Here is a 24172-nt window from a genome sequence, read left to right as displayed (position 1 = left end):
CCTTCCGTCAAGGCCAAGTCCAGATCGTCATTATGACCAGCAAGACCACGGAAAGCAGCCATCCGCAGCAAATCATCACAGACAGTACCCGGCCGACGCCGAGGGGAGGCGGGATTTCTACACTGAGAGGCGTGCCTGAAGGAGACGCCGTCTACCGCGCGGCCGCCCGCCTGCGGGGCGCGCTCGACGGCCGCGTGCTGGTGCGCTCCGACTTCCGCGTCCCCCGGCACGCCACCGCCGACCTGTCGGGACGCGCGGTCATCACCACGCGCTCACGTGGCAAGCACCTGCTCACCCGCGTCGAAGGCGACCTCACGGTGCACACCCACCTGCGCATGGAGGGAAGCTGGCTGGTCATGCCGACCGGCCGCCGCACCAGACCGGGCGACCAGGTGCGGCTGATCCTGGCCAACGAGGAGTGGCAGGCGGTCGGCGTGCGGCTGGGGATGGTCGATCTCGTCAGGACGGCCGACGAGGCGCGGCTGGTGGGGCATCTTGGGCCCGACCTGCTCGGCCCGGACTGGGACCTGGAAGAGGCCGTGCGAAGGCTGCGAGCGGCACCCGGCAGGACCATCGGGGAGGCGCTGCTCGATCAGCGCAACCTGGCGGGGATCGGCACGATCTATCGCGCCGAGACCCTTTTCCTGCGCGGAATCTGGCCGTGGAAGACGGTCGGGGAGATCGAGGATCTCGACGGGGTCGTGTCGCTCGCCCAGCGGCTGCTGGAGGCGAACAAGGGGCATGCGGGCACGGTGACCACAGGTGATCGCCGCCCGGCCAACGCGACCTGGGTCTACGGCAGGTCCGGGAGACCCTGTCGCCGATGCGGCACCCGCATCAGCCGTGGGGAGATGGGGGCGCAGCCACAGGAACGGCTGATCCTGTGGTGTGCGGGCTGCCAGCCTCGCTAGGCAGCCACCATGTCCTTGACCTCAGGGAAGACGGAGTCGGAGATCGCCCCGCCCACCGGCTCGGAAAGGGCCAGGCGCTCGTGCTCGGGCACGTCGGCCAGCACAGGAGTGGCCTGCAGCTCCGCCAGCGCGAACTGGTCGGACACCTCACGCAACACCTGCGAAAGCGGCACGCCGAGCGCGCCGCAGATGGACGCGAGCAGCTCGGACGAGGCCTCCTTCTGGCCGCGCTCCACCTCGGACAAGTAGCCGAGCGAAACCCGGGCCAGCGTGGACACCTCGCGTAGCGTGCGCCCCTGCCGGACCCGCAACCGCCTCAGCACGTCGCCGAGCAGCTGACGCAGCAGAATCATCTGTCGCTCCCTCCCCGGCGCGGATGACTTCACCACGCCCCGCGCGATCGGTTCGTGCCGCACATCGGTCTTCTTAGCTTCGTACATACTCCTCGCCGTCATCATGGGGCTTCGCCGGCCCTGAACCGCCGCTCGTGGCTCGTTGCGCGACTCATCAGGCCCGCCTGCCGGGCGCTCGGTGCTTGCAGTTGGCTCACGGACCTCACTCACAGCTCCACCGTACCCGTATCCACCGACACCGCGTCAGACCGCACATCGCATGTTCGCTCGGGACGTAACACGGTAATCACCCGGAATGTTCCCCTATGTTCGCCTTCAGCACACCTGACAGGAGATCGACTGCCTCGTCCACCGTCTCTACCCTGATACGTTCGCGCGACCCCTGAAGTCTCAATTCCCGCGCCCATTTCCGGCCTCCCGGCCCCGCGACGCCGATGTGGACCGTGCCCACGGGCCTGCCGTCCTGCGGCTCGGGCCCGGCCACCCCCGTCACGGCCAGCCCGTACGTGGCCCCGCACAGCCGCGCCACCCCCGCCGCCATGCCCGCGGCCACCTCGGGGTGCACCGCGCCTTCACGCCGCAGCAGCTCCGCCGGCACCCCCAGCAGCTCGTGCTTGAGATCGGTGGCGTAGGAGATCACCCCGCCGCGGAACGCCTTGGACGCTCCTGGCACCGAGGTGATCGCCGCCCCGATGAGCCCCCCGGTCAGCGACTCGGCCACCGCCACCGTCGCGTCCGCGCCGGCCAGCAGGTCGAGCATCTCGGCCACGTCTGCCATGGATCACTGCCCCTCGCGTGCTCGCCTCGCCACCTTGCGCAACCGGATGGCGCGGAGGACGTAGTCGACGCCCGTGCCCACGGTGACCACGACCGCCGCGCCCATCACCGCCCACCGTACGGGACCTGGCACGAACGGCAGCAGGTAAAGGACGATGGCAGTGATCTGCAGCACGGTCTTGACCTTGCCGCCGTAGCTGGCCGGGATGACCGCGTGGCGCAGCAGCACGAACCTGAGCGCGGTGATGCCCAGCTCTCTGCCGAGGATCACGATCGTGACCCACCAGGGCAGCTCCTGCAGGATCGACAGGCAGACCAGCGCGGCGCCGGTGAGCGCCTTGTCGGCGATCGGGTCGGCGATCTTGCCGAAGTCGGTGATCAGGCCGTAGCGCCTGGCCAGCTCCCCGTCGAGGTGGTCGGTGATCGAGGCCACCGCGAAGACGGCCAGCGCGGCCACCCTCCAGCCCGTGCCGGGCACGAAGAGACAGACGACGAAGAAAGGGACGAGCGCCAACCGGAGGACCGTGAGGACGTTGGCGATGTTCCACGGGCTGACGACCCGGCGCTCGTCCCTTTTCATGGACCGGCCTTGATGCGCGCGATGAGATCGACGCCCTCGGCGTCGACCGCGACCGCGCGCACGATCTGTCCCTTGACCAGGCCGATGCCCTGGACCGTGACCGAGCCGTCGACCTCGGGCCCCTGGTGGGCGGCCCTGCCCTCGTAGCCGCCGTCGCCCAGGTCGTCCTCGATCAGCACGTCGAGCTCGGTGCCGATGCGCTCCTCCGCGCGCTGCGCGGTCAGCTCCTCGGCCAGCTCGGTGAGCACGCGCACGCGCTCGTCGACGACCTCCTGGGGCAGCTTGCCCGGCAGGGTGGCCGCCTCGGTGCCGTCTTCGTCGGAGTAGCCGAACACGCCGATCACGTCGAGCCTGGCGGCCTCGAGGAAGGTGACCAGGTCGGCGAACTCCTCCTCGGTCTCGCCGGGGAAGCCCACGATGAAGTTGGAGCGCACGCCCGCCTCGGGCGCGCGCTCGCGGATGCCCTCCAGCAGGCCCAGGAAGCGCTCGGGGTCGCCGAAGCGGCGCATCCGGCGCAGCACGGTGCCGCTGGCGTGCTGGAAGGACAGGTCGAAGTAGGGGGCGATGCCGTCGGTGCCGGCGATCACGTCGATCAGGCCGGGACGCAGCTCGGCCGGCTGGAGGTAGCTGACCCGTACGCGCTCGACGCCCTCGACGGCGGCGAGCTGTGGCAGCAGCTTCTCCAGCGACCTGAGGTCGCCGAGGTCCTTGCCGTAGGACGTGGAGTTCTCGCTGACCAGGACGAGCTCGCGCACGCCACGGTGGGCCAGCCAGTCGGCCTCGGCGAGCAGCTCGTCGGGCCTGCGGGAGACGTAGGAGCCGCGGAAGGCGGGGATGGCGCAGAACGTGCAGCGCCGGTCGCAGCCGGAGGCGAGCTTGAGCGAGGCCACCGGGCTCTCGTCGAGCCGCTTGCGCAGCACGCGCGGCCCGCTGGCGGGCGCGAGGCCCGTCGGCAGGTCGCCGTGGCCGGGGATGGCGGTCGCGGGCGCGGCGGCGGCCCGCTCGACCGGCGTGATGGGCAGCAGCGTGCGGCGGTCGCGCGGGGTGTGCGGCTTCAGCGAGCGGCCGGCCACGACGTCGTCGAGCCTGCCGCCGATCTCGGCGTAGTCGTCGAACGAGATGACGGCGCTCGCCTCAGGCAGTGCGTCGGCCAGCTCGTTGCCGTAGCGCTCGGCCATGCAGCCCGCGGCGACCACCTTGGCGCCGGAGTCGGCGGCGGCCAGGAGCGTGTCGATCGAGTCTTTCTTGGCTGAGTCGATGAAGCCACACGTGTTGACGACGACGACCTCGGGGTCGTCGTCGTCGAGCTGCCAGCCGGCAGCCTCGAGTCGCGCGGCCAGCTCCTCGGAGTCGACCTCGTTGCGTGCGCAGCCCAGAGTGATCAGCGATGCGGTTCGGCGGGATGACATGGTGAACACTACGGTATCGGGAGTTGGCCACCACCCGATGCACGGGCTCCCCCGCCGGCCGCATCGCGACCCCTCACCTGACCTATCGCGACTGCGGTTTCTGCGGCCCGAACGAGCGCCGCACCACGTCTCCCCTGCCGCCGAGACCCTTCACCCGCTTGCCGTTGACGTGCAGCGTCACGGCTCCGGCGTCGGCCAGCAGCACGTTGACCTTGTCGGGCGCGCGCCAGGTCGAGGTCTTGCCCGCCTTGAGCGTGCCGGCGAAGAGCTTGCGCCCCTTGGCGTCGTGCACGTTGACGTACGACGACCGCTTGGCCTTGATACGGACCGTGACCATGTTCTTGGCCGCCACCGCGGACGGGCTCGGCTTGGGCGCCTCGGTGATGGGCGTGTTCGGCGGGACGCTGGGCCGGGCCGACGCGGCGCGCACGTCGCCCGTACGGACCTGGTCGCCGCCACCTCCCAGCACCCGCATCATGCCGAAGACCACCACGATGGCCAGGGCCACCCCCAGGGCCATCGTCCAGTTGGGCCCCCGCCGCTCCGGCAGGTTGATCTTGCGGTCGGCCTGGAAGACCGACGACGCCGGCATGGGCTGTGGAGCCCCGCCGTGCTGCTGGTCATAGAGATGGACGGTGGCCTCGGGGTCGAGCCCCACGGCCTTGGCGACCGCCCTGACGTGCCCTCTGGCGTAGAAGGCACCTCCGCAGTCGCCGTATTCGTCCCGCTCCATGCAATGGATGATCGCCTCGCGAATCCTGGTCGCCGCAGCGACCTGCGCGACCGTCAGCCCTGCCGACTGCCTGGCTGCCGCCAGCATGGCCCCGATGCTCTGCTCCTGCACAGCGAACGCCCCCCACCACACCGACTACTCTTCGTGGTAGGAGATATTCAATCAGTTATCGCCAGGCAAGCACGCATTGGGGTCATTCGCCACGCAGACTCGCCAGCAAACCCGGGAGGTCGTCGGGCTTCACGAGCACCTCGCGGGCCTTCGACCCCTCGCTCGGGCCGACCACGTCGCGGCTCTCCAGCAGGTCCATCAGGCGTCCCGCCTTGGCGAAGCCGACCCGCAGCTTGCGCTGCAGCATCGAGGTCGAGCCGAACTGGGTGGTCACGATCAGCTCGGCCGCCTGGATGAGCAGGTCGAGGTCGTCGCCGATGTCCTCGTCGATCTCCTTCTTGACCGGCGCCGCCGCGACGTCGTCGCGGTATTCGACCTGCATCTGCTCCTTGCAGTGCCCGACGATCTCGGAGATCTCCTTCTCCGAGACGAACGCGTTCTGAATGCGGATCGGCTTGCTCGCGCCCATCGGCAGGAAGAGCGCGTCGCCCTGGCCGACCAGCTTGTCGGCGCCCGGCTGGTCGAGGATGACCCGCGAGTCGGTCAGCGAGGAGACCGCGAACGCCAGCCGCGACGGCACGTTGGCCTTGATCAGGCCGGTGACCACGTCGACCGACGGCCGCTGGGTGGCGATGACCAGGTGGATGCCGGCCGCGCGGGCGAGCTGCGTGATGCGCACGATCGAGTCCTCGACGTCGCGCGGCGCCACCATCATGAGGTCGGCCAGCTCGTCCACGATGACCAGCAGGTACGGGTACGGCTGGTAGACGCGCTCGCTGCCGGGCGGCGGCTGCAGCTTGCCCGCCCGCACGGCCTTGTTGAACTCGTCCACGTGCCGGAAGCCCGACGCCGCCAGGTCGTCGTAGCGCCGGTCCATCTCGCCCACGACCCATTCGAGAGCCTCGGCGGCCTTCTTCGGGTTGGTGATGATCGGGGTGATGAGGTGGGGGATGCCCTCGTACACGCTGAGCTCGACCCGCTTGGGGTCGACGAGCACCATGCGCACCTCGTCAGGGGTGGCGCGCATGAGGATGCTGGTGATCAGGCCGTTGACGCAGACGGACTTACCGGCGCCGGTGGCGCCGGCGATGAGCAGGTGGGGCATCTTGGCGAGGTTCGCCACGATGGTACGGCCCTCGACGTCCTTGCCCAGGCCGACGATCATGGGGTGGTGGTCGGCCTGCGCCACCTGCGAGCGCAGCACGTCGCCGAGTGCCACGAGGTCCTTGTCGGCGTTCGGGATCTCGACCCCGATGGCCGACTTGCCGGGGATAGGCGACAAAATCCGGACATCGGCGGACTTGACGGCGTACGCGATGTTCTTCGTGAGCGCCGTGACCTTCTCCACCTTGACCGCGGGCCCCAGCTCGATCTCGTAACGCGTCACCGTCGGCCCCCGGGTGAACCCGATGACCTGCGCGTCGATGCCGAACTGCTCCAGCACGCTGGTGAGCGCGTTGACCACGGTCGTGTTGGCCTTGGTCTGCGGCTTGGGCGCGGTCCCCGGCTTGAGGTGGGCCAGGTCGGGCAGGCTGTAGGGGCCCGCCTGCGGCGACAGCACGAGTTGCTCGACCTTGCGGGGCGCGGGGGTCGGCTCCGGCGGCTCAGGACGCCTCTCAGCCTCGGGAACGGGCGCCTCCTCCTCGTCGGTCAGCCCGGGCACGATCTCCGGCGAGTGGTCGGGCCGCTTGTCCTTCTCGGCGAGCACCGGCGTGTCGTACGGCTTGACGACGTCGCCGCCCTCGCCGTCGTCGCCCTTCTTCGTCCTGACCCGCTTCTTGGCCGGCGACTTCGGCGTCTCCGGCTCGGCGTGCCGCTCGAACAGCAGGTGCTTGAGCTCGGCCAGCCGCTCGGGGATGCGGTGGACGGGCGTGGCGGTGATCACCAGCACCCCGAACCCGGACAGGAGCAGCAGCAGCGGGATCGTCACCCACGCCGGCAGGATGCTCATCGGCGGCGCCGATACCAGGAACCCGACCATGCCGCCGGCCTGCGCCACCTTGTCCATGCCCTGGCCCTGGCCGGCCGGGTAGGGAGTGCCGTTGGAGACGTGGATGACGCCGAGCACGCCGACCAGCAGCGCGGCCCAGCCGATCACCATGCGGCCGGTGTCGGCGGAGTGGTCGGGGTGACGCAGGTAACGCCAGGCCAGCAGGCCGAGCAGCAGCGGCAGCACCCAGGCCAGCGAGCCGAACACGCCGCGTACGGCCGCGTCGACCGCCCCCGACACCGCGCCGTCCGAGGCGCGCCAGGTCATCGCCGCGAGCACGATCGCGCCCGCCAGCACCGTGAGCCCCACGCCGTCGCGCCGGTGCGCCGGGTCGAGCTCGCGGGCGTTCTTGCCCACCGCCCGCGCGGCGCCGCCGATGCCGTTGGCGAACAGCATCCACAGCCCCACGATCAGCTTCCCGATCATGGTGAGTACCCAGGTGATCGGGTCGGGGTGGGTCACCGGGGATTTACGGCCGGACGCGGATGCCTTCGTCCTGGACCGTCCCGCCTGCGTCGTCCCGCGCTTGGCGGGGGTCGAGCGAGACGAGGTCGACCGCTTCGCCGGCCCCTTCGATGCGCTTTTCGGCGTACGGGTGGCCATGATGCCAAAGGTACGACGGAGACACCTCGGTACGCGCGTAGGCTCGCCGGTGTCCTGACATGTGACCACCCGAACTGTGACGCGCGGGCACGCTCAGCCGCGTCCCCGCACGGTCGGGACCGCCTCGAACGCCGACTGCTTGGCCCCCACCCGATCGGCCGGGTCCTTGACCGTCTCCCGCAGCGCGTCGTGCGCGGCGCCGTAGCCGGCGATGAACGCGGGCGAGCCGTCGGGCAACTCGAGCCACGTGCGGAAATTGCCGTCGCGCAGCCCTTGCAGGGCCGTGAGCAGGGGACGGAGGTCCTTCGGGTGGAGCGATCCAGCGGTGTGAAGGGAGTCCAGCTGCGCGACCATGGCGGCCTTCTTCACAACTGGAGGTATCAGCGGCATCAGTCTGCCACTCTGAGAGTGACCGAACTGCCACATCGAGTGATGTTCTAGGACGCAGAGTGGACACGACCAGAGTGTCGAGCACGGCCTTCGACGGCACTCCGCAAGCACCGGCGCACGCACGCAAGTTCGTCCGCCAGGTGCTCGGCGAGTGGCGCCTGAGCCACCTCGCCGAGGACGCCGTCCTGCTGACCAGCGAGCTCGTCACGAACGCCGTGCTGCACGCGGGCACCGGCGTCGAGCTGACCTGCCGGCTGGACGTCGACGCGACCCCGGCCAAACTCGAGATCGAGGTCGACGACCACCATCCCGCCCGCGCGATCCCGCCCGCCGGGAGACCGCCCGCCGGCGACGCGACCTCGGGCCGCGGCCTCGCGCTGGCGGGGATGCTGGCCGACGCGTGGGGCGTCACCTACACCAAGCGCGCCAAACGGGTCTGGGTCCGCATGGAGATCGGCGACGGCTTCGAGCCGCACGAGCCGCCGGGCCGGCTCGGCGTGCCCCCGGTCGTACCGCTGGAGACCCTGCACGTGGGCGTGCTGGTGACCGACCTCGACGGCGTCGTGGAGTCGTGGAACACCGAGGCGGAGAAGCTGCTCGGCTGGCCGGCCGAGCAGGTCGTCGGCCGCTCGCTCAAAGACCTGGTGGCCTGGCAGGGCCACGGCCCCTACGCGCTGTCGCTGATCGACACGCTGGCGCTGTGCCGGTGGCGGGGCGAGGCGCGCATGCGCCACCGCGACGGAGGGCTCGTCCCCGTCTACGTCTCTCAGCTGCGCGGCAGGGGGCACGCGGGTGAGCGCAGGTCGATCTGGATGGTGGTGCCCGCCGAGCACCGGGGCGTGCTGACGCCGCCGTCGGCGCCGATGCGCAGGGAGGCGGGCCGGCGGATCAAGGAGCTGCTCGACCACGACATGCCGTTCACCGAGCTGCTGGACACGATCGCGCAGATCGTCCAGGTCTCCAGTGGGGGCGACGCGGCGTACGTGCTGCTGTCGGCCGAGGGCGGCGACGGGTTCGGGGTGGCGGCGGGCGCGGGCGCGACGGCGGGGCTGGTCGGGGTGCTGGCCGCGGGCGTGTTCGGGCCCGAGCGCAGGACGCCGGCGATGACCGAGGACCTGCTGGCCGACGACGTCGAGCTGGCCGACCAGCTGCGGGCCAGGTCGATGGCGTGCGCGCCGCTGCTGGTCGGCGGCGCGGTGATCGGCTACCTCGTGGTCACCGCGGCGAGGCCCGGCCACTTCGACCAGGAGCTGACGATCAGCCTGCAGCACATCGCCGGCCAGGTGGCCGCCCCCGTGCAGCGGGGGCGGCTGGCCGAGCAGGACCGCGCGCACAGGGGGCGGCTGTCGTTCCTGGCCGAGGCGGGCGAGCTGCTGGCGGGCGTGCACGACGAGGAGCTGATCGCGGCGCTGACCGCGCAGCTCGTGGTGCCCAAGATCGCGACGTGGGCGGCCGTCTATCTCACCGACCTGACCGGCATGACCAGGCTCGCGCACATCTGGCACAGCGACGAGCGCAACAACGCCGACCTGCGCAAGTCGCTGCCCGCCATCCCCCGCTCGGCGCTCGACCAGGTCGACTGGCCGATCGGCCCGGAGAACGTGCTCGCCTTCCCGCTGCTCACGCAGGGCAGGTCGTACGGCGCGCTGGTGATCGGCCGCACCGAGCCGACGCTGCCCCTCGAGCTGGCCGACCTGCTGGCGGACCTGTGCCGGCTGGTCTCGCTCAACCTGCACACCGCCATGCTGTACGCCCGCCAGGCCACCACTTCCCGCGTGCTGCAGCGCAGCCTGCTGCCCATGCGGGTGGCCCCGATGCCGGGCCTGGAGTCCGCGGTGGTCTACGAGCCGGCCGAGGAGGGCGCCGACGTCGGCGGCGACTTCTACGACCTGTTCACGGTGGCCGACCACTGGTGCTTCGCGCTGGGCGACGTGTGCGGCAGCGGCCCCGAGGCGGCCGCGGTGACCGGCCTGGCCAGGCACGCCGTACGCCTGCTCGCCAAGGAGCACTACACGGTCGCCGACATCCTCGACCGGCTCAACCACGCCCTGCTGGAGGAGGGCGACGAGGGCAGGTTCCTCAGCCTGCTGTGCGGCGAGCTGACCCCGCTCCCCCAGGGCGGCGCGCTGTGCACGATAGCCTCGGCGGGCCACCCGCCGCCGCTGCGGCTGCGCCCCGGCGGCGAGGTACGCGCGATGGCGGCCCCGCAACTGCTGCTCGGCATCGAGGCGAGCGCCCGCTTCCACGTGGAGACGTTCGAGCTGGCGCCGGAGGAGGTGCTGCTGTGCGTCACCGACGGGGTGACCGAGCGGCGCAACGGCGACCGGCTGCTCGACGACGACGACGGCCTGGCCGCGCTGCTGTCGGGCTGCACGGGGCTGAGCGCGCACGCGGTGGCCGAGCGGGTGCGGCACGCGGTCGAGACGTTCGCCCCCGAGCCGTCGCAGGACGACGTGGCCCTGCTGGTGATCAAGGCCTCCGCCGCCCTGCGTCAGGGCGTCAGGTGAGTCAGCGGAACCGGTAGGTGGTGGTGGAGGTGCGGCGCTCCCCCGGCCGCAGCACCGTGGAGGGGAACTGCTGCTGGTTCGGCGAGTCGGGGAAGTGCTGGGTCTCCAGGCACAGCCCGGCGAACGGCCCGTACGGCGTGGCGGCCCCGTCGAGCATGCCGCCCGCGTAGAACTGCACGCCCGGCTCGGTGGTGGTGACCTCCATGGCCAGGTCGCCGCCGGTCACCGTGACCCCGCCGTCGAGCACGAAGCAGTGGTCGTAGGCGCCCTCGAAGCGCTCGCCGACGGCGTGCGGCTCGGTGAAGTCGAACACCGTGCCCTTGACCGGCGCCAGTTCACCCGTGGGGATCTTGTCGTCGTCGACCGGCAGGTAGTGCTCCGACTCCATGCGGATCACGTGGTCGAGGACGTCGCCCTCGCCCTTGAGGTTGAAGTACGAGTGGTTGGTCAGGTTGACCACGGTCGGCGCGTCGGTCTCGGTGGCGTAGTCGATGCGCAGCGCGTCGTCCTCCAGCGTGTACGTCACCGACGCGCTCAGCGTGCCGGGGAAGCCCTGGTCGCCGTCGGGGCTGACGAGCGTCAGCGTCACTGACGAGTCGCTGCGCCCGGCGACCGTCCACACCTTGGCGTCGAAGCCCTCGGTGCCGCCGTGCAGGCAGTTGGGCCCGTTGTTGGCGGGGAGGGAGAACTCGACCCCGTCGAGGGTGAAGCGGGCACCTGCGATGCGGTTGCCGTAGCGGCCGACGACGGCGCCGAAGTAGCGGCTGCGGGTGCGGTAGTCGTCGAGCGTGTCGAGCCCGAGCACGACGTTGACCCCCGACACCTCCAGCCTGCGCACGATGGCGCCGTACGTGAGCACCTCGGCGCGCAGCCGCCCCGACGACAGCTCTATCTGCTCGACCTGCCGGCCAGACGGCAGCGTTCCGAAGATCATTTCTGTGCCCTTCCCGTGGACTCGCGGACTATGAGGGCGGTGTCGAGGGTCACCGTCGCGCCCTCGCCCCCCGACTGCAGCAGCAGATCGACCGCCATTCTGCCCGCCTGCACGGCCGGCATGGCGACCGTGGTCAGCTTGGGCCGGTTGAGCCGTCCCGGCAGGATGTCGTCGAACCCGACCACACTTATCTGGTCTGGTACCCCTATCTCCATCGCCGACAGCCCCTCGATGAGCCCGAGTGCCACGAGGTCGTTGTAGGCGAGCACGGCGGTGGCGCCGCAGGCTGCCACCTCGGGGGCCACCGACAGCCCGCCGGCCTCGGTCGGCTGGTTGGGGCCGAAGAAGATCAGGTCGAGCCCTGGGGTCTCGGCGGCCACGCCCTGCATCTCGTTGCTGGTCCACGAGCCGATCGGGCCCGAGACGAGCGCGATCCTGCGGTGGCCGAGCCCGGCCAGGTGCTCCAGCGCGAGCTTGGCGCCCTGGGCGACGTTCATGAGCACGGACGGCATGCCCTTGATGCGCCGGTTGACCACCACGAACGGCACGTCCTCGGCCAGGCGCTCGATCATCTTGTTCGACAGGCGGGGGCTGCACAGCAGGACGCCGTCCACCTGTTTGGTGAACGTCCTGATCAGCTCCTCCTCCACGCGCGGGTCCTCGTCGGTGTCGGCCACGAACACGTGGTAGTCGCGGCCTCTGGCCTGCGACTGGGCGGCCTTGATGAGCGGCGGGAAGAACGGGTTGGCGATGTCGGCCACGATGAGGCCCATGTTGTACGTGCGCCCGGTGGTGAGCGCCCTGGCCGCCCGGTTGGGCCGGTAGCCGAGGTCGTCGGCCGCGGCCAGCACGCGGCTCCTGGTGGCGGGGTTGACCAGGTGCGGCGCGGAGAAGGTGCGCGACACAGTCGACACGTGAACGCCGCAGGCACGGGCCACGTCCTTGATCGTCGCCGCCATCGCCGTCCTCCCTTGCAAACGGTTGCCACAGTAAACCCTGGCCGTCCCGGATAACGGCGTCAAGGTTTCTGCAACCGGTTGCTACGGCAGGCGGCGGCTCACCCGGCCGGGTTCACCACTTCCCGCCGAGTTCGTTCAGCGTGAAGACACCGCCGGCGCGGTTGTGCAGGGGCTCGTTCAGGTCGGGCTCGCCCTGCTCGGCGATGAGCGCGTCGGCGAACGGCTCGGAGGAGTCGTGCGAGACGTACCCGATCGCCTTGGCCTCCTCCAGCGACCACCAGCGGCGCGGGCTGTCGGAGACGCCCCAGACGACGTGATAGCCGTCGGCGGTCAGGCCCGCCTCGACGAGCCTGGTCAGGTCGTCGGCGGAGATCCAGGTCGCCAGGCCGCGGGTGTCCACGGGGCCCTCGTTGCAGGTGCCGAGGCGGATGACGGTGACGTTCATGCCGAAGCGGTCGTGGTAGAGGCTGCCGAGCGCCTCCATGACGACCTTGCTCACGCCGTAGAAGGTGTCGGGGCGGGGGAAGGCATAGTCGGGCAGGTCGGCGCCGTCGGCCGGGCGGGTGTGGTAGCCGGCGGCGTGGTGGCTGCCCATGAGGACGAGGTGCTCGACCCCCTCCTTGTACGCCGCCTCCATCAGCACCTGCGTCCCCTCGATGTTGGCCCGCAGGATGTCGGCCCAGGGGTGCTCCCTGCTCTGGCCGCCGAGGTGCAGCACGGCGTCGACGCCCTTCATGGCCTCGGCCACGGCGTCGGGGTCGGCGAGGTCGGCCGTCACCCATTCCTCGCCGGGCCCCGGCTCGATCGGTTGAATGTCGGAAAGCCGCAGCGTGCGGCCTTCGCGGGCGAGCCGGGGCCGGAGCAACGTCCCGACCTTTCCCGCGGCTCCCGTCATGAGAATGCGCATGCATCCATGATGTACACGATTCTGGCCGAAATTCACATCCTTGAATGTTGACCGTGAGCCGCGTCACTAGTTACGTTCACAGGCACACATTCAAGTCCACGACTCATGTCCACGTATGTGAACAGGAGGCGGTCTGATGTCACGTCGTTTGCTGGGGGTCGCGCTCGCCGCGACCCTCGCCGTAGGACTGACAGGCTGCGGTTCCGGGGGATCGTCAAGTTCGGGGGACAACACTTTGGAGATCTGGATCAGGCAGCCGCCCGATTCCGACTCCGCCAAGACCGCCAAGAAGCTGGCCGACGGATTTACCAAGGCCAGCGGGGTTCCGACGAAAGTCGTCGCGCTTTTCGACGACTTCGAGACCAAACTGAACCAGCAGGCGGCACAGCGGCAACTGCCCGACATCGTCATCAACGACACCGCGCAACTCGGCACCATGGTGTCACAGGGCTGGCTCCAGCCCGTCGACAAAGCCACCCTGGCGGGCGCCGACCAGCTCGCGGAAACCGCGTGGAAAGCCGCCGCCGGCAGCGACGGCAAGTATTACGCCGCGCCATTCTCCGCCCAGTCGTTCGCGTTGATCGTCCGTAAGGACTGGCGCGAGAAAGTCGGCATGGAACCGCCCGCCACATGGGAGGACCTGTCCGAACTCGCCGTCGCGTTCACCGAGCGGGACCCCGACGGCAACGGCGAGAAGGACACCGCCGGCTTCGTCGCCCCCGCCGGCACCAAACGCGGCTACGCCTCCTGGTACGCCTCCTCCCTCATCTACGCCAACGGCGGCGACTTCCTCGCCTCCGCGGGGAACGGCAAGTACACCGCCACCGTCAACGACCCCAAGACCGTGGAGGCCGTCCAGTTCCTGCAGGACCAGTTCTGCAAGACCAAGACCGTCAATCCCGGCGCCGTCAGCAACGACACGACCGTCACCCATGAGGTGTTCGAGAAGGGGCAGGGCGGGATCTACCTGGTCGGCCCGTACGTGCTGGCCCGGTTCGTCAACAGCATCGGCACCGACAAGATCGAGGTGCTCCCCGTGCCCAAGGGCCCGTCGGGCGGCCCCGGCACCCTCGGCGAGGGCGAGAACGTCTACATGATGGCCGGCTCCGAGAACCAGGAGGGGCAGAAGAAGTTCGCCGAGTTCGCCATCTCCCCCGAGGGCCAGCGCATCGGCATGAACAAGGACGCCAACGGCGCCATCGTCCGCCTGCCGGTCAACACCACCGTGGACATGGCCGCGGAGCGGCAGGACCCGCGCTGGAAGGTGTTCCAGGAGTCCTATGAGCACGCGGTCTACGCCCCGCCGGTGCCCAACTGGGCGCCGATCCGCCAGACCTCGGCCGACTCCATCAACGCCGTGTGGGCCGACTGCTCAGCCGACGTCAAGACGGCCATGGATGAGCTGAACAACAAGCTCACCCAGGAACTGCAGAGCCAGAAAGCCTCATGACCTCGACACTCACCCCGGCGCGCGGCCGGACCGCGTCCCCCGGCCACCCACCCCGATCGGTGCGGTGGCGGGGGCCGCTGATCGCCTGGCTGTTCCTGGCGCCCGCGCTGCTGCTCTTCCTGTACTTCAAGTTCATCCCCATGTTCGTGGGGCTGTGGAAGAGCCTGTTCAAGGTGCAGACCTTCCTCGGTGACGAGTGGGTCGGCCTGCAGAACTACCAGACCATCGTCAGCGACGACGAGTTCGCCTCGGCCATCTGGCACAGCGTCGTGCTCGCCCTCGGCACCACGGTCGGCTCGATCGTGCTCGGCCTCGGCCTGGCGCTGCTCATCGAGGGGCCCGCCCGCTACCTGTGGTTCGTCAGGACCGCGGCCTTCCTGCCGGTCGTCACCACGATGGCGGCCGTGGCCGAGGTGTGGCGCATCATGTTCCACCCGGCCGACAGCGGGATGCTCAACGTCATCATCGGCTGGGCGGGCATCGACCCGCAGCCCTGGCTGGCCAGCGAGAACTCCTCGCTCTGGTCGATCATGCTGATGAGCATCTGGCGTGGGACGCCGTACGACATGATGATCTTCCTGGCCGGGCTGGTCGGCGTGGACCGCGCGCTGTACGAGGCGGCCGCCGTGGACGGCGCCTCCACCTGGCGGCGGCTGCGCCACATCACGCTGCCGGCGCTGCGGCCGGTGTTCTGGATCCTGTTCACCCTGGCCGCCATCCGCGGGCTGCGGGTCTTCGTCGAGGTCTACGTGCTCACCAACGGCGGCCCGAACGGCTCGTCCGAAGTGCTCATGACGTTGATCTACAAGCTCGGCTTCCAGAAGAACGAGCTGGGCGTCGCCTCGGCGGGCGGGATCGTGCTGTTCCTCGCCACGCTGGCGCTCACCGTGATCGTGCAGATGCTGCGCAGGAGGCAGGCGACATGAAGTTCGACAGCGCGCTGGGCCTGGAGGCGCGGCGGGGCCCGGTCGCCCGCGTCGGCAAGGTCCTCATCTACGCCGCGATGGTGATCGTCTTCACCGGGCCGCTGGTCGGGCTGCTGATGAGCTCGTTCAGCAAGACCCTCGACCCGACCTCCTTCTCGCTGTGGCCGGACGAGTTCACGCTGGAGAACTTCATCCAGGCCAAGGACAAGAACGTCTACCTCTACCTGCTGAACTCCTTCATCGTCGTCGGCTTCGGGCTGCTGCTGCAGGTGCTGGTGAGCGTCTTCGCGGCGTACGCGCTGGCCCGCAAGAAGTTCCGCGGCATGACGTTCGTGATGCTGCTCATGCTCACCACGATGATGCTCCCCGAGGAGATCATCGCGATCCCGCTCTCCCTCGTCCTCGCCGACATGCCGTTGCTGAACGTCAACCTCATCGGCACGTACGCGGGCATGATCCTGCCCGTCGGCGCCTGGGGCTTCTCCATCCTCGTCATGACCGAGTTCATGAAGGAGGTGCCGGTGGAGCTGGAGGAGGCCGCGCGCATCGACGGGGCCGGCGAGCTGCGCATCTTCGCGACCATCATCGTGCCGCTGTGCCGCCCGGCGCTCGGCGTGATCGGCGTCTTCGGCTTCACCATGATCTGGGACCAGTACCTGCTCCCGCTGATCGTGGCCCCCGAGTCGGACATGTGGACCCTGCCCATCGCGCTACGCTCGCTCCGCTCCGACGAGGAGGTCGGGATCGGCGTGCTGCTGGCGGCCTCGCTGCTGGCGCTGCTGCCGTCGATCATCGCCTTCCTGGCCTTCCAGCGGCAGTTCATGCGCGGTCTGACGAGCGGCGCGGTCAAGGGTTAAGCGTCCATGTATCTGGACGCTATCCAATATCCTGGATGTCCGAAGCCGCCGAAGGATACGAGATGGGATGAGCATGGAGCAGCCCCCGCTGGTCAAGTCCGCGGAGCGGACCGTACGCATCCTGGAGACGCTCGCCGAGTCGCACGACCACCTGACGCTCTCCGAGCTGCAGCAGCGCACCGGGTTCCCGCGCAGCAGCCTGCACGCGCTCATGCGCACGCTCGTCGAGCTCAACTGGGTCGAGACCGACTCGGCCAGGTCCGCCTTCGGGATCGGCCCCCACGCGCTGCTGACCGGCACGGCCTACCTCGACAAGGACCCGGCGCTCCCGTTCGCCCAGGACTGCCTGGAGGACCTGCGTGACGAGATCGGGCAGACCGTGCACTTCGCCCGGCGCGACGGCGCACACGTCCTCTACCTCGCCACCCGCGAGTCCCGCGAGGCCGACCACGTCATCCCCCGCGTCGGGCGGCGGCTGCCCGCCCACGTCACCGCGCTCGGCCAGGTGCTGCTCGCCCAGCTCACCGACGACGAGGTGGTCGCCCTGCTCCCGACCCCGCTCGTCGCGCTCACCGAGCACACCATCACCGACCTGACCAAGCTCACCGGCGAACTCGACCAGGTCCGCACCCGCGGCTGGTCCTACGAACGCGAGCAGGGCACGCCCGGCGTGGCCTGCGTGGCCGTCGCGGTCGACTACCGCATCCCGGCCACCGACGCGATCAGCTGCTCGATGCCCGCCGGGCTGCCGCCCGGCGAGGTCGAGCGCATCACCGAATCGATCATCAAACACACCCGCAAGCTGGCTGCCACCCTGCGCAGGGAGGGCATCCGCTAGTCCCCAGGAAGGACCGTTGATGCGGTTAGACGGCGTTCTCTTCTTCCCCGTGACCCCCTTCGGCCAGGACGGCGGCCTCGCCGAACCCGTCCTCGCCCGCCACGTGGCCGCCGGGGTCGCCGCCGGAGCCGGAGGAGTGTTCGCCGCGTGCGGCACCGGCGAGTTCAACGCCCTCGACCCCGCCGAGTACACCCGGGTCGTCTCCACCGCCGTCACCGCCACCGCCGGCCGCGTCCCCGTCTTCGCCGGGGCCGGCGGCCCGCTCCCCACCGCCCGCGCGCTCGCCAGGGCCGCCGCCTCCCAGGGCGCCGACGGCCTGCTGCTCATGCCGCCCTACCTGGTCACCGGTCCCACCTCCGGCCTCATCCGGTACGTCCGCGACGTCGCCTCCGTCACCGACCTGCCCGTCATCGTCTACCAGCGCGGCACCGCCCGCTTCACCCCGTCCGCCGTCGCCACGCTCGCCGCCGACGTGCCCCAGGTGGTCGGCTTCAAGGACGGCCTGGGCGACTTCGACCTGCTCCAGCGCATCATCCTGACCGTCCGCCAGGCCACCTCGGAGCCCTTCACCTTCTTCAACGGCCTCCCCACCGCCGAGCTCACCGTGCCCGCCTACCGCGGCCTCGGCGTCACCCTGTACTCCAGCGCCGTCTTCGCCTTCGCCCCCGAGATCGCCCTCGCCTTCCACAAGGCCGTCACCGGCGGCGACGAGGTCCTGGTCCAACGCCTGCTGACCGACTTCTACCTCCCCCTCGTCCAGCTCAGGGACCTCGCCCCCGGCTACGCCGTCTCCCTGGTCAAGGCGGGCGTACGGATGCGGGGACTGGAGGTGGGCGGCGTCCGGGCCCCCTTGGTGGACCCCGACCGAGAGCATTTGAAAAAGCTCGAACAAATCCTCAGTACGGGCCTCTCCCTGACCGGCCCCTAACTCGTCCCCACCCTCGGCCGCCCTCGGCCGCCCTCGTCCCCACCCTCGGCCGCGCTCGGTCGCAACCGGCCGCGCTCGGTCGCGCCCGATCACCGCCCGATCACCGCCCGATCGCGCTGGAGCGTCCTCCTCATGCCCAACCACCCACTCAGGCCGCTCCCCTTGCGCCCACGAGCACCCCGCGCACATACCCCCGAGCACGCCACCCCTCCCCATGCCACCCCCGACACCCGATCGCCCACCCGGACGCGCCACCCCTCCCCATGCCACCCCCGACACCCAATTGCCTACCCGGGCGCGCCACCCCTCCCCATGCCACCCCCGACACCCGATCGCCCACCCGAGCGCGCCACCTCTCCCATGCCACCCCCGACACCCAATTGCCTACCCGGACGCGTCATCTCTCTCTGCGCGCACCCCCTGCCGCCCCTCTGTCGGTCGCGCACCCGAGCTTCCTGCCCCTCGCATCCGGGCCTTTCATCCCCCGCGTCCGGCCACCAGCCCAACGTGGCCGGAACGACGAAGGGCCCGCCGGACCGGGCGAGGTGGGAATCACCTCATCGCCCAGCCGGCGAGCCCTCCTGCCGGCTCACCTCGTCCGAAGGCTCACACCTGGAGGCGGCCGTCCACCCGGCGCGGGATGGACAGCGGGTTCGCGTCCTTGAGCTCCTCAGGCAGCAGCGCCTCAGGCCAGTCCTGGTACGCCGTCGGCGCCACCCACCGCTCGATCGCGGTGGCCCCGACCGACGTGGAGGTCGTGGTGGCGGACGGCCAAGGCCCGCCGTGGTGCATGGCCCAGCACACGGCGACCCCGGTCGGCCACCCGTTCCAGATGAGCCGCCCGGCTTTCCTGCCCAGCACCTCGACGACCTCGGACGCCTCCTCCGGCGCCACCCCGTGCACGCTGGCGGTCAGCGACCCTTCGAGCCGCTCGAGCACCGGCCGCAGGTCGGCGACGTCGCGGTAGGTGACCACGATGGACGCGGGCCCGAAGCACTCCTCCCCGATCTCCGGCAGCTTGGCCGCGAAGGTGTCGAGGTCGGCGGTGAACACCTTCGGCGTGACCGCCCAGCTGCCCTCACCCGGCTTGCCCTCGGCCAGCAGCTGCAGCTCACCCAGCCGCTCGACGCCGCCGAGGTAACCGTCACGGATGCGCTCGGCCAGCATGGGACCGCCGGCCGTACCCTCGACGGCCTCCACGATCGCCTTGCGCAGCTCGTCACCTTCGGGCACGAACAGCAGGCCGGGGTTGGTGCAGAACTGCCCGACCCCGAGCGTCAGCGACGCGGCGAACCCCGCCGCCACCTCCTTGACCGGCGCCGACGGCAGCACGACCACGGGGTTGACGCTGCCGAGCTCACCGTAGAACGGGATGGGCGTCTCCCGCTCGTCGATCAGCTTCTGGATGGCCTTGCCGCCGGCCACCGACCCGGTGAACCCGGCCGCGACGACCGCGGGGTGCTGGACGAGGTCGGCACCGGCCTGCATGCCCTGGACCAGGCCGAGCAGGTCGGGGTTCGGCAGCGCCTCGCTGATGATCTTGGCGACCCGCTCGGACGTGTTGGGGTGCCCGGGATGCGCCTTGACGACCACGGGGCACCCGGCCGCCAGCGCCGAGGCGGTGTCGCCACCGCCCACCGAGAACGCGAACGGGAAGTTGCTGGCCGCGAACACCGCCACCACACCTGGCAGCGCGTGCTTCATCCGGCGTACGTCGGGCCTGGGCGGCGTCAGCGAGGCGTCGGCGTGGTCGATGATCGCCTCAAGGTAGCCGCCGTCCCTGATGACCTCGGCGAACAGCCTGAACTGCCCCGCGGCGCGCGCGACCTCGCCGCGCAGGCGTCCCTCGCCGAGCGCGGTCTCCTGGTCGGCGATCTGCCACAGCTCGTCCACGTGGGCGGAGAGCGCGTCGGCGACGGCTTCCAGCGCGACGGCCCGCTCGGCCGCCGGCGTCGCCCGCCACGCCGCTCCGGCAGCGGCCGCCGCGGAAACGATCCTGTCGACACCGGCGCTGTCGGTCTCGGGCAGGGCGGCGCCCACGGTTGCGCCGGTCCTGGGGTCGTGTCCGTAGATCATCGAAAGGCCCTTCGGATGCTTGACACTTCTTCCACCTGATTCTTACAGTTGCGGCAACTTGTCCACAAATCTGGCCATTGTTCACATACATGGACGGCGAGCGCATGATCATCAGGCAGGTCCACGTAACTCCCGTCGCCTTCAGGGATCCGCCTCTTCTCAACGCCGCCGGAGTCCACGAGCCGTGGGCCCTGCGTACCATTGTCGAGGTCGTCACCGACGAAGGTCTGAGCGGGTTGGGCGAGACCTACGGTGACCTGCACCATCTCGCCAAGGTACGCGACTGCGCCGATGCTCTGGTCGGCCTCGACGTCCACGCGCTCAACGAGATGTACGCGAGGATCGCCGCGACCGTCGGCGGCACGGTGACCGACCTCCATGGCCTGACCGGCGCCGCCACCAAGGAGAAGAGCATCGACCGCGTCTTCTCCCCCTTCGAGGTGGCCTGCCTCGACATCCGCGGCAAGGCGGCCGGCGTACCGGTGAGCGACCTGCTGGGCGGCAAGGTCAGGGACGCCGTCCCGTACAGCGCCTACCTCTTCTACAAGTGGGCCGGCCACCCGGGCGAGGAGCCGGACCGCTTCGGCGCCGCCCTGGACGAAGCGGGCATCGTGCAGCAGGCGAAACTGCTCATCGACGAGTACGGCTTCGAGTCCATCAAGCTCAAGGGCGGCGTCTACCCGCCCGACCAGGAGATCTCCGCGATCCGCGCCCTGCACGACGCGTTCCCCGGCGTACCCCTTCGCCTGGACCCCAACGCCGCCTGGTCGGTGGCGACCTCGATCCGCGTGGGCCGCGAACTCGAGGGCGCGCTCCAGTACCTGGAGGACCCGACGCCGGGCATCGACGGCATGGGCGAGGTCGCAGCCGCCGTCCCCATGCCCCTCGCCACGAACATGTGCGTGGTCACCCCCGAACACTTCCCGCCCGCCATGGCCGCCCGCTCGATCGGCGTACTCCTCCTCGATCACCACTATTGGGGTGGCCTCGTACGCTCGTCGCACGTGGCCGCGATGTGCGACGCCTTCGGTCTTTCGATGTCGATGCACTCCAACTCCCACCTCGGGATCAGCCTGGCCGCCATGACCCACCTGGCCGCCACCGTCCCGAACCTGACGTTCGCCTGCGACACGCACACGCCCTGGCAGGACGGCCAGGACGTGGTCAAGCCCGGCGCCCTCCGCTTCGAGAACGGCGCCGTCCCCGTCCCCACCGCCCCGGGCCTCGGCGTAGAACTCGACCGCGACGCGCTGGCGACGATGCACGAGCAGTACAAGAAGTGCGGAATCACAGCGCGGGACGACACGTCGTACATGCAACGCTTCACCCCGTCCTTCACCGCCGCCCGCCCCCGCTGGTAACCCGCCCTTGCCCAACACGCCCGTTTTCACCCCGCTTCTACTCAAAGACAGAAGCCCGCTCCACCCACCTCAGGCCGGAGACGCAAGCCCCCTGCACCCACGTCTGCTCGAAGACGGAAACCCTCCGCACCTGCTCCTGGCCGGAGACAAAAGCCCTCCGCGCCCACGTCTCGGAAGCCCCCCGCACCCACCTCTGCCCGGAGACGGAAACCCCCCGCCCCCACCTCTGCTCGAAGACGGAAACCCTCCGCACTCACCTTCAGTCAGCAGCGGTAGAAACCTTCCGCGCCCACCTCCAGGCAGCGACGGAAGCCTCCTGCGCTCCCAGTCGGTCGGCCACAACAGACATCCCCACCTGCCTCACGCCAGAGCCACACGACTTCTCCACCCACCTCTGGCCGGACAGAGCACGCTTTCTCACCTGCCTCACGCCAGGCCCGAAGGCCCTCCCACCCACCTCAGGTTGAAGCCGCAAGCCCCTACACCCACTCTGAGGCTCGGGACGGAAGCCGTCTTCCCCACCCCAGCCTCAGACCACGGGCAGAGGCCCTCTCGCCCACTCTCAGGCTGGAGGCAGAAACCCCTCAGGTTGAGGGCAGAAGCCTTCACCTGCCCTCAACCTGAGAGCGGAACCCCTCACCCACCTTCGGTCCCAGGCCGAAAGCTCCCTCCCCACCTCAGACCGGGGCCGAAGCGCTCTTCACCTCCGCCCCCACAAGGGAGGACGCGCCCTGGCTGGCCTGCGATCAGATCGAGAAGCACCCTCATCCACGAACCGTGCCCCACGAACCGTGCCCCACGAACCATCACCTACGGAGTCCAATCCCGAGGGACGGATCGAACCGACTCCCATTTGCGCGGAACGAACCACCGACTCACATGCGCACGAACGGACCCCACCGACTCCTATCTGCGAGAACCATCACCCACAGAGCACTACCGGCAAGGACGGACTGGACCCCACCGTTCCTCCGTTCCGGCTGGGGAGGAGCGCCCTTAGCCCTTTCCTATGACTGCCACCGACAAATCCATCGACCTATCCCCTATCCCTAAACGAAGACACTTCCAGCAAGGAGACCCTGTGGTGAACGTCGCCTACCTGTACCCCTGGGACGTGGTCGGTGACCCGTCGGCCCCCAGCCGTCTGGCCGACCTGGGCGTCGAGGCGGTCGCACTGGCGGCCAGCTACCACTCGACACGAGCGGCCACGCCCTACCACCCGGCCCACCGCGTGCTGGACGTGCCGTACCCGGCCTTCTACCTCCCGATCCGCCCCGCCTCCTGGTCCCGCCTGGTACCCACCGCCCCCACCTGGACCCCGGCAGACGCCTACCTCCAGGCCAGGGACGCCCTCAAGGCAGTCGGCCTCCAAGTGCACGCCTGGACGGTCCTCACCCATAACTCCCACCTCGGCGCCGCCAACCCCGAGCTGGTCGTCCGCAACGCATTCGGCGACGCGTACCCGTACGCCCTGTGCCCATCGCACGAGGACGTCATCGAATACTGCGAGACCCTGGTCAGAGAGACCCTGACACTAGGAGAACCGGACGGCCTGATCCTGGAGGCCTGCGGCCCCATGGGCTTCGGCCACCAAACCGTCCACGAAAAGACCTCCGGCGCCGACTGGACCCCGGCGGACATCGACCTCCTCTCCCTGTGCTTCTGCAAGAACTGCGCCACCCGATACCCCGACCAGACAAGGTCAGTGGTCCGCTCCGCAATAGACCGCACCACAACACCCAGCCACCCCAGCGAAGCCTCTGCCACGCAGACAACGGCAAGCACAGCTCGCGCTACCACCCCTCCCCTCTCAGCCGAACAAGCCCTAGGTGACCTGGCAGACGGGGTACGCGAAGCCCGCACCACCCTGACCGCCACCCTCCGCCAACGCCTGATCGCAGTGGCGAAGGAAACCGCCCCCCACGTCCCCATCACCCTCCACGCCAACCCGGACCCCTGGTCGACAGGCGCCTTCGCCCCTCTCCCCGCAGGCGAACCGAACGCCGACGTCCTGGTAGCCAACTGCTGGGGCGACCCGGTCACGGACGCCACCCGCCTGACCCACCTCAAGGCTTTGACGAACGAGCCCCAACGAGTAGGCGCCTACGTATTGGCCCTCCCCCCACGCCCCGCCGACCCAGAGGTATTGGCCGACCAGCTGAGGACGTACAGCAAGGCAGGAGCCACGGAATACCACCTGTACCACGCCGGCCTAGCCTCCCCCCAACGCCTGTCCGCCCTGGCGCAGGCCCTCACCCTCCTGCCCTAATCCACAACGTCTGTGCTGGGTGGGAGGGAGGCCGGCCGCACGTTCCCAAACCGCTCCGGCCTCCCAGCCCACTCCACCACCCCACACCTCCACACCCCAGCTCACACCCTCACACCCTCACGCCCTCGCCACCCGACCTAAGCACCGCCCCACGCACAGCCCTCGCCACCCCGACCTAAGCACCGCCCCACGCACAGCCCTCGCCACCCCGACCTAAGCACCGCCCCACGCACAGCCCTCGCCACCCCGACCTAAGCACCGCCCCACGCACAGCCCTCGCCACCCCGACCTAAGCACCGCCCT

20 protein-coding genes are annotated in these 24172 nt (G+C 69.9%); 9 read left to right on the top strand and 11 right to left on the bottom strand.

From position 1 onward, the window contains the following. Positions 1–131 precede the first annotated feature (131 nt). Positions 132–911, top strand: coding sequence for a DNA-formamidopyrimidine glycosylase family protein (locus tag AB0K18_RS42440; RefSeq protein WP_364926540.1), 780 nt, complete (start codon positions 132–134; stop codon positions 909–911). Here AB0K18_RS42440 and AB0K18_RS42435 read toward each other — a convergent pair. From AB0K18_RS42435 to AB0K18_RS42405, 7 genes are all read right to left on the bottom strand, one after another. Beyond that, the gene (locus tag AB0K18_RS42435; protein ID WP_345398809.1) at positions 908–1264 is read right to left on the bottom strand and encodes a helix-turn-helix transcriptional regulator; all 357 of its coding nucleotides are present in this window, start codon (positions 1262–1264) and stop codon (positions 908–910) included. The two genes, AB0K18_RS42440 and AB0K18_RS42435, sit on opposite strands and share 4 nt — an antisense overlap. A gap of 286 nt (positions 1265–1550) precedes the next feature. Next, entirely contained in the window at positions 1551–2042 is a 492-nt protein-coding gene (locus AB0K18_RS42430; protein ID WP_364926538.1) for a nicotinamide-nucleotide amidohydrolase family protein, read from the bottom strand. 3 nt (positions 2043–2045) lie between these two features. Continuing rightward, positions 2046–2621 (bottom strand): CDP-diacylglycerol--glycerol-3-phosphate 3-phosphatidyltransferase, encoded by a 576-nt coding sequence (gene pgsA, locus AB0K18_RS42425; RefSeq protein ID WP_364926536.1) that lies wholly within the window; start codon positions 2619–2621, stop codon positions 2046–2048. After that, the gene (gene rimO, locus AB0K18_RS42420; RefSeq protein WP_364926534.1) at positions 2618–4030 is read right to left on the bottom strand and encodes a 30S ribosomal protein S12 methylthiotransferase RimO; all 1413 of its coding nucleotides are present in this window, start codon (positions 4028–4030) and stop codon (positions 2618–2620) included. Before rimO ends, pgsA begins: the two co-directional genes overlap by 4 nt. Positions 4031–4112: 82 nt before the next feature. Further along, a complete protein-coding gene (locus AB0K18_RS42415; RefSeq protein ID WP_364926532.1) occupies positions 4113–4874 on the bottom strand; it encodes a RodZ domain-containing protein in 762 nt (253 codons plus the stop codon). A gap of 82 nt (positions 4875–4956) precedes the next feature. Then, complete coding sequence (locus AB0K18_RS42410; protein ID WP_364926530.1) at positions 4957–7467, bottom strand: DNA translocase FtsK 4TM domain-containing protein; 2511 nt, start codon at positions 7465–7467, stop codon at positions 4957–4959. Between the two features lie 93 nt (positions 7468–7560). Continuing rightward, positions 7561–7821 carry a hypothetical protein gene (locus AB0K18_RS42405; protein ID WP_364926527.1) on the bottom strand — a complete coding sequence of 87 codons (261 nt, stop codon included), beginning with the start codon at positions 7819–7821 and terminating at the stop codon, positions 7561–7563. A 95-nt stretch (positions 7822–7916) separates the two neighbouring features. Between AB0K18_RS42405 and AB0K18_RS42400 the strand changes: the two genes are divergently transcribed. After that, positions 7917–10364 (top strand): SpoIIE family protein phosphatase, encoded by a 2448-nt coding sequence (locus AB0K18_RS42400; RefSeq protein ID WP_364926526.1) that lies wholly within the window; start codon positions 7917–7919, stop codon positions 10362–10364. Between the two features lies 1 nt (position 10365). Here the strand turns inward: AB0K18_RS42400 and AB0K18_RS42395 are convergent, their stop codons facing one another. From AB0K18_RS42395 to AB0K18_RS42385, 3 genes are all read right to left on the bottom strand, one after another. Continuing rightward, a complete protein-coding gene (locus AB0K18_RS42395; RefSeq protein WP_364926524.1) occupies positions 10366–11298 on the bottom strand; it encodes an aldose epimerase family protein in 933 nt (310 codons plus the stop codon). Then, complete coding sequence (locus tag AB0K18_RS42390; protein WP_364926522.1) at positions 11295–12257, bottom strand: LacI family DNA-binding transcriptional regulator; 963 nt, start codon at positions 12255–12257, stop codon at positions 11295–11297. Before AB0K18_RS42390 ends, AB0K18_RS42395 begins: the two co-directional genes overlap by 4 nt. A gap of 112 nt (positions 12258–12369) precedes the next feature. Then, positions 12370–13164: an NAD(P)-dependent oxidoreductase gene (locus AB0K18_RS42385; RefSeq protein ID WP_364926520.1), complete on the bottom strand. Its 795-nt coding sequence runs from the start codon at positions 13162–13164 to the stop codon at positions 12370–12372. Positions 13165–13399: 235 nt separating this feature from the next. Between AB0K18_RS42385 and AB0K18_RS42380 the strand changes: the two genes are divergently transcribed. The 5 genes from AB0K18_RS42380 (at position 13400) to AB0K18_RS42360 (ending at position 18163) form a co-directional block, all read left to right on the top strand. Continuing rightward, positions 13400–14614 carry a sugar ABC transporter substrate-binding protein gene (locus AB0K18_RS42380; protein WP_364926518.1) on the top strand — a complete coding sequence of 405 codons (1215 nt, stop codon included), beginning with the start codon at positions 13400–13402 and terminating at the stop codon, positions 14612–14614. Next, positions 14611–15540, top strand: coding sequence for a sugar ABC transporter permease (locus AB0K18_RS42375; RefSeq protein ID WP_364926516.1), 930 nt, complete (start codon positions 14611–14613; stop codon positions 15538–15540). Before AB0K18_RS42380 ends, AB0K18_RS42375 begins: the two co-directional genes overlap by 4 nt. After that, positions 15537–16397 (top strand): carbohydrate ABC transporter permease, encoded by an 861-nt coding sequence (locus AB0K18_RS42370; protein ID WP_355429370.1) that lies wholly within the window; start codon positions 15537–15539, stop codon positions 16395–16397. The genes AB0K18_RS42375 and AB0K18_RS42370 overlap by 4 nt, the downstream gene beginning before the upstream one ends. Before the next feature lie 67 nt (positions 16398–16464). After that, positions 16465–17235 carry an IclR family transcriptional regulator gene (locus AB0K18_RS42365; protein ID WP_364926513.1) on the top strand — a complete coding sequence of 257 codons (771 nt, stop codon included), beginning with the start codon at positions 16465–16467 and terminating at the stop codon, positions 17233–17235. Beyond that, positions 17204–18163 (top strand): 5-dehydro-4-deoxyglucarate dehydratase, encoded by a 960-nt coding sequence (locus AB0K18_RS42360; RefSeq protein ID WP_364926573.1) that lies wholly within the window; start codon positions 17204–17206, stop codon positions 18161–18163. Before AB0K18_RS42365 ends, AB0K18_RS42360 begins: the two co-directional genes overlap by 32 nt. A 606-nt stretch (positions 18164–18769) precedes the next feature. On the opposite strand, the gene AB0K18_RS42355 is transcribed toward AB0K18_RS42360, so the two are convergent. Continuing rightward, positions 18770–20239, bottom strand: coding sequence for an aldehyde dehydrogenase (NADP(+)) (locus tag AB0K18_RS42355; protein ID WP_364926511.1), 1470 nt, complete (start codon positions 20237–20239; stop codon positions 18770–18772). Between the two features lie 89 nt (positions 20240–20328). Here AB0K18_RS42355 and AB0K18_RS42350 point away from each other — a divergent pair, with 89 nt between their 5' ends. Together AB0K18_RS42350 and AB0K18_RS42345 are read left to right on the top strand one after the other, a co-directional pair. Further along, on the top strand, positions 20329–21600 hold the full coding sequence (locus AB0K18_RS42350; RefSeq protein ID WP_364926509.1) for a glucarate dehydratase family protein: 1272 nt from the start codon (positions 20329–20331) through the stop codon (positions 21598–21600). 1084 nt (positions 21601–22684) lie between these two features. Beyond that, positions 22685–23869 carry a hypothetical protein gene (locus tag AB0K18_RS42345; protein ID WP_364926507.1) on the top strand — a complete coding sequence of 395 codons (1185 nt, stop codon included), beginning with the start codon at positions 22685–22687 and terminating at the stop codon, positions 23867–23869. Positions 23870–24172: the final 303 nt, after the last annotated feature.

Origin of the sequence: Nonomuraea sp. NPDC049421 (assembly GCF_040677005.1) — a bacterium.
GTDB lineage: Bacteria > Actinomycetota > Actinomycetes > Streptosporangiales > Streptosporangiaceae > Nonomuraea > Nonomuraea salmonea.
The sequence above is the reverse complement of the archived record's forward strand: the minus strand, read 5'-3'. Positions and strand labels throughout refer to the sequence as shown.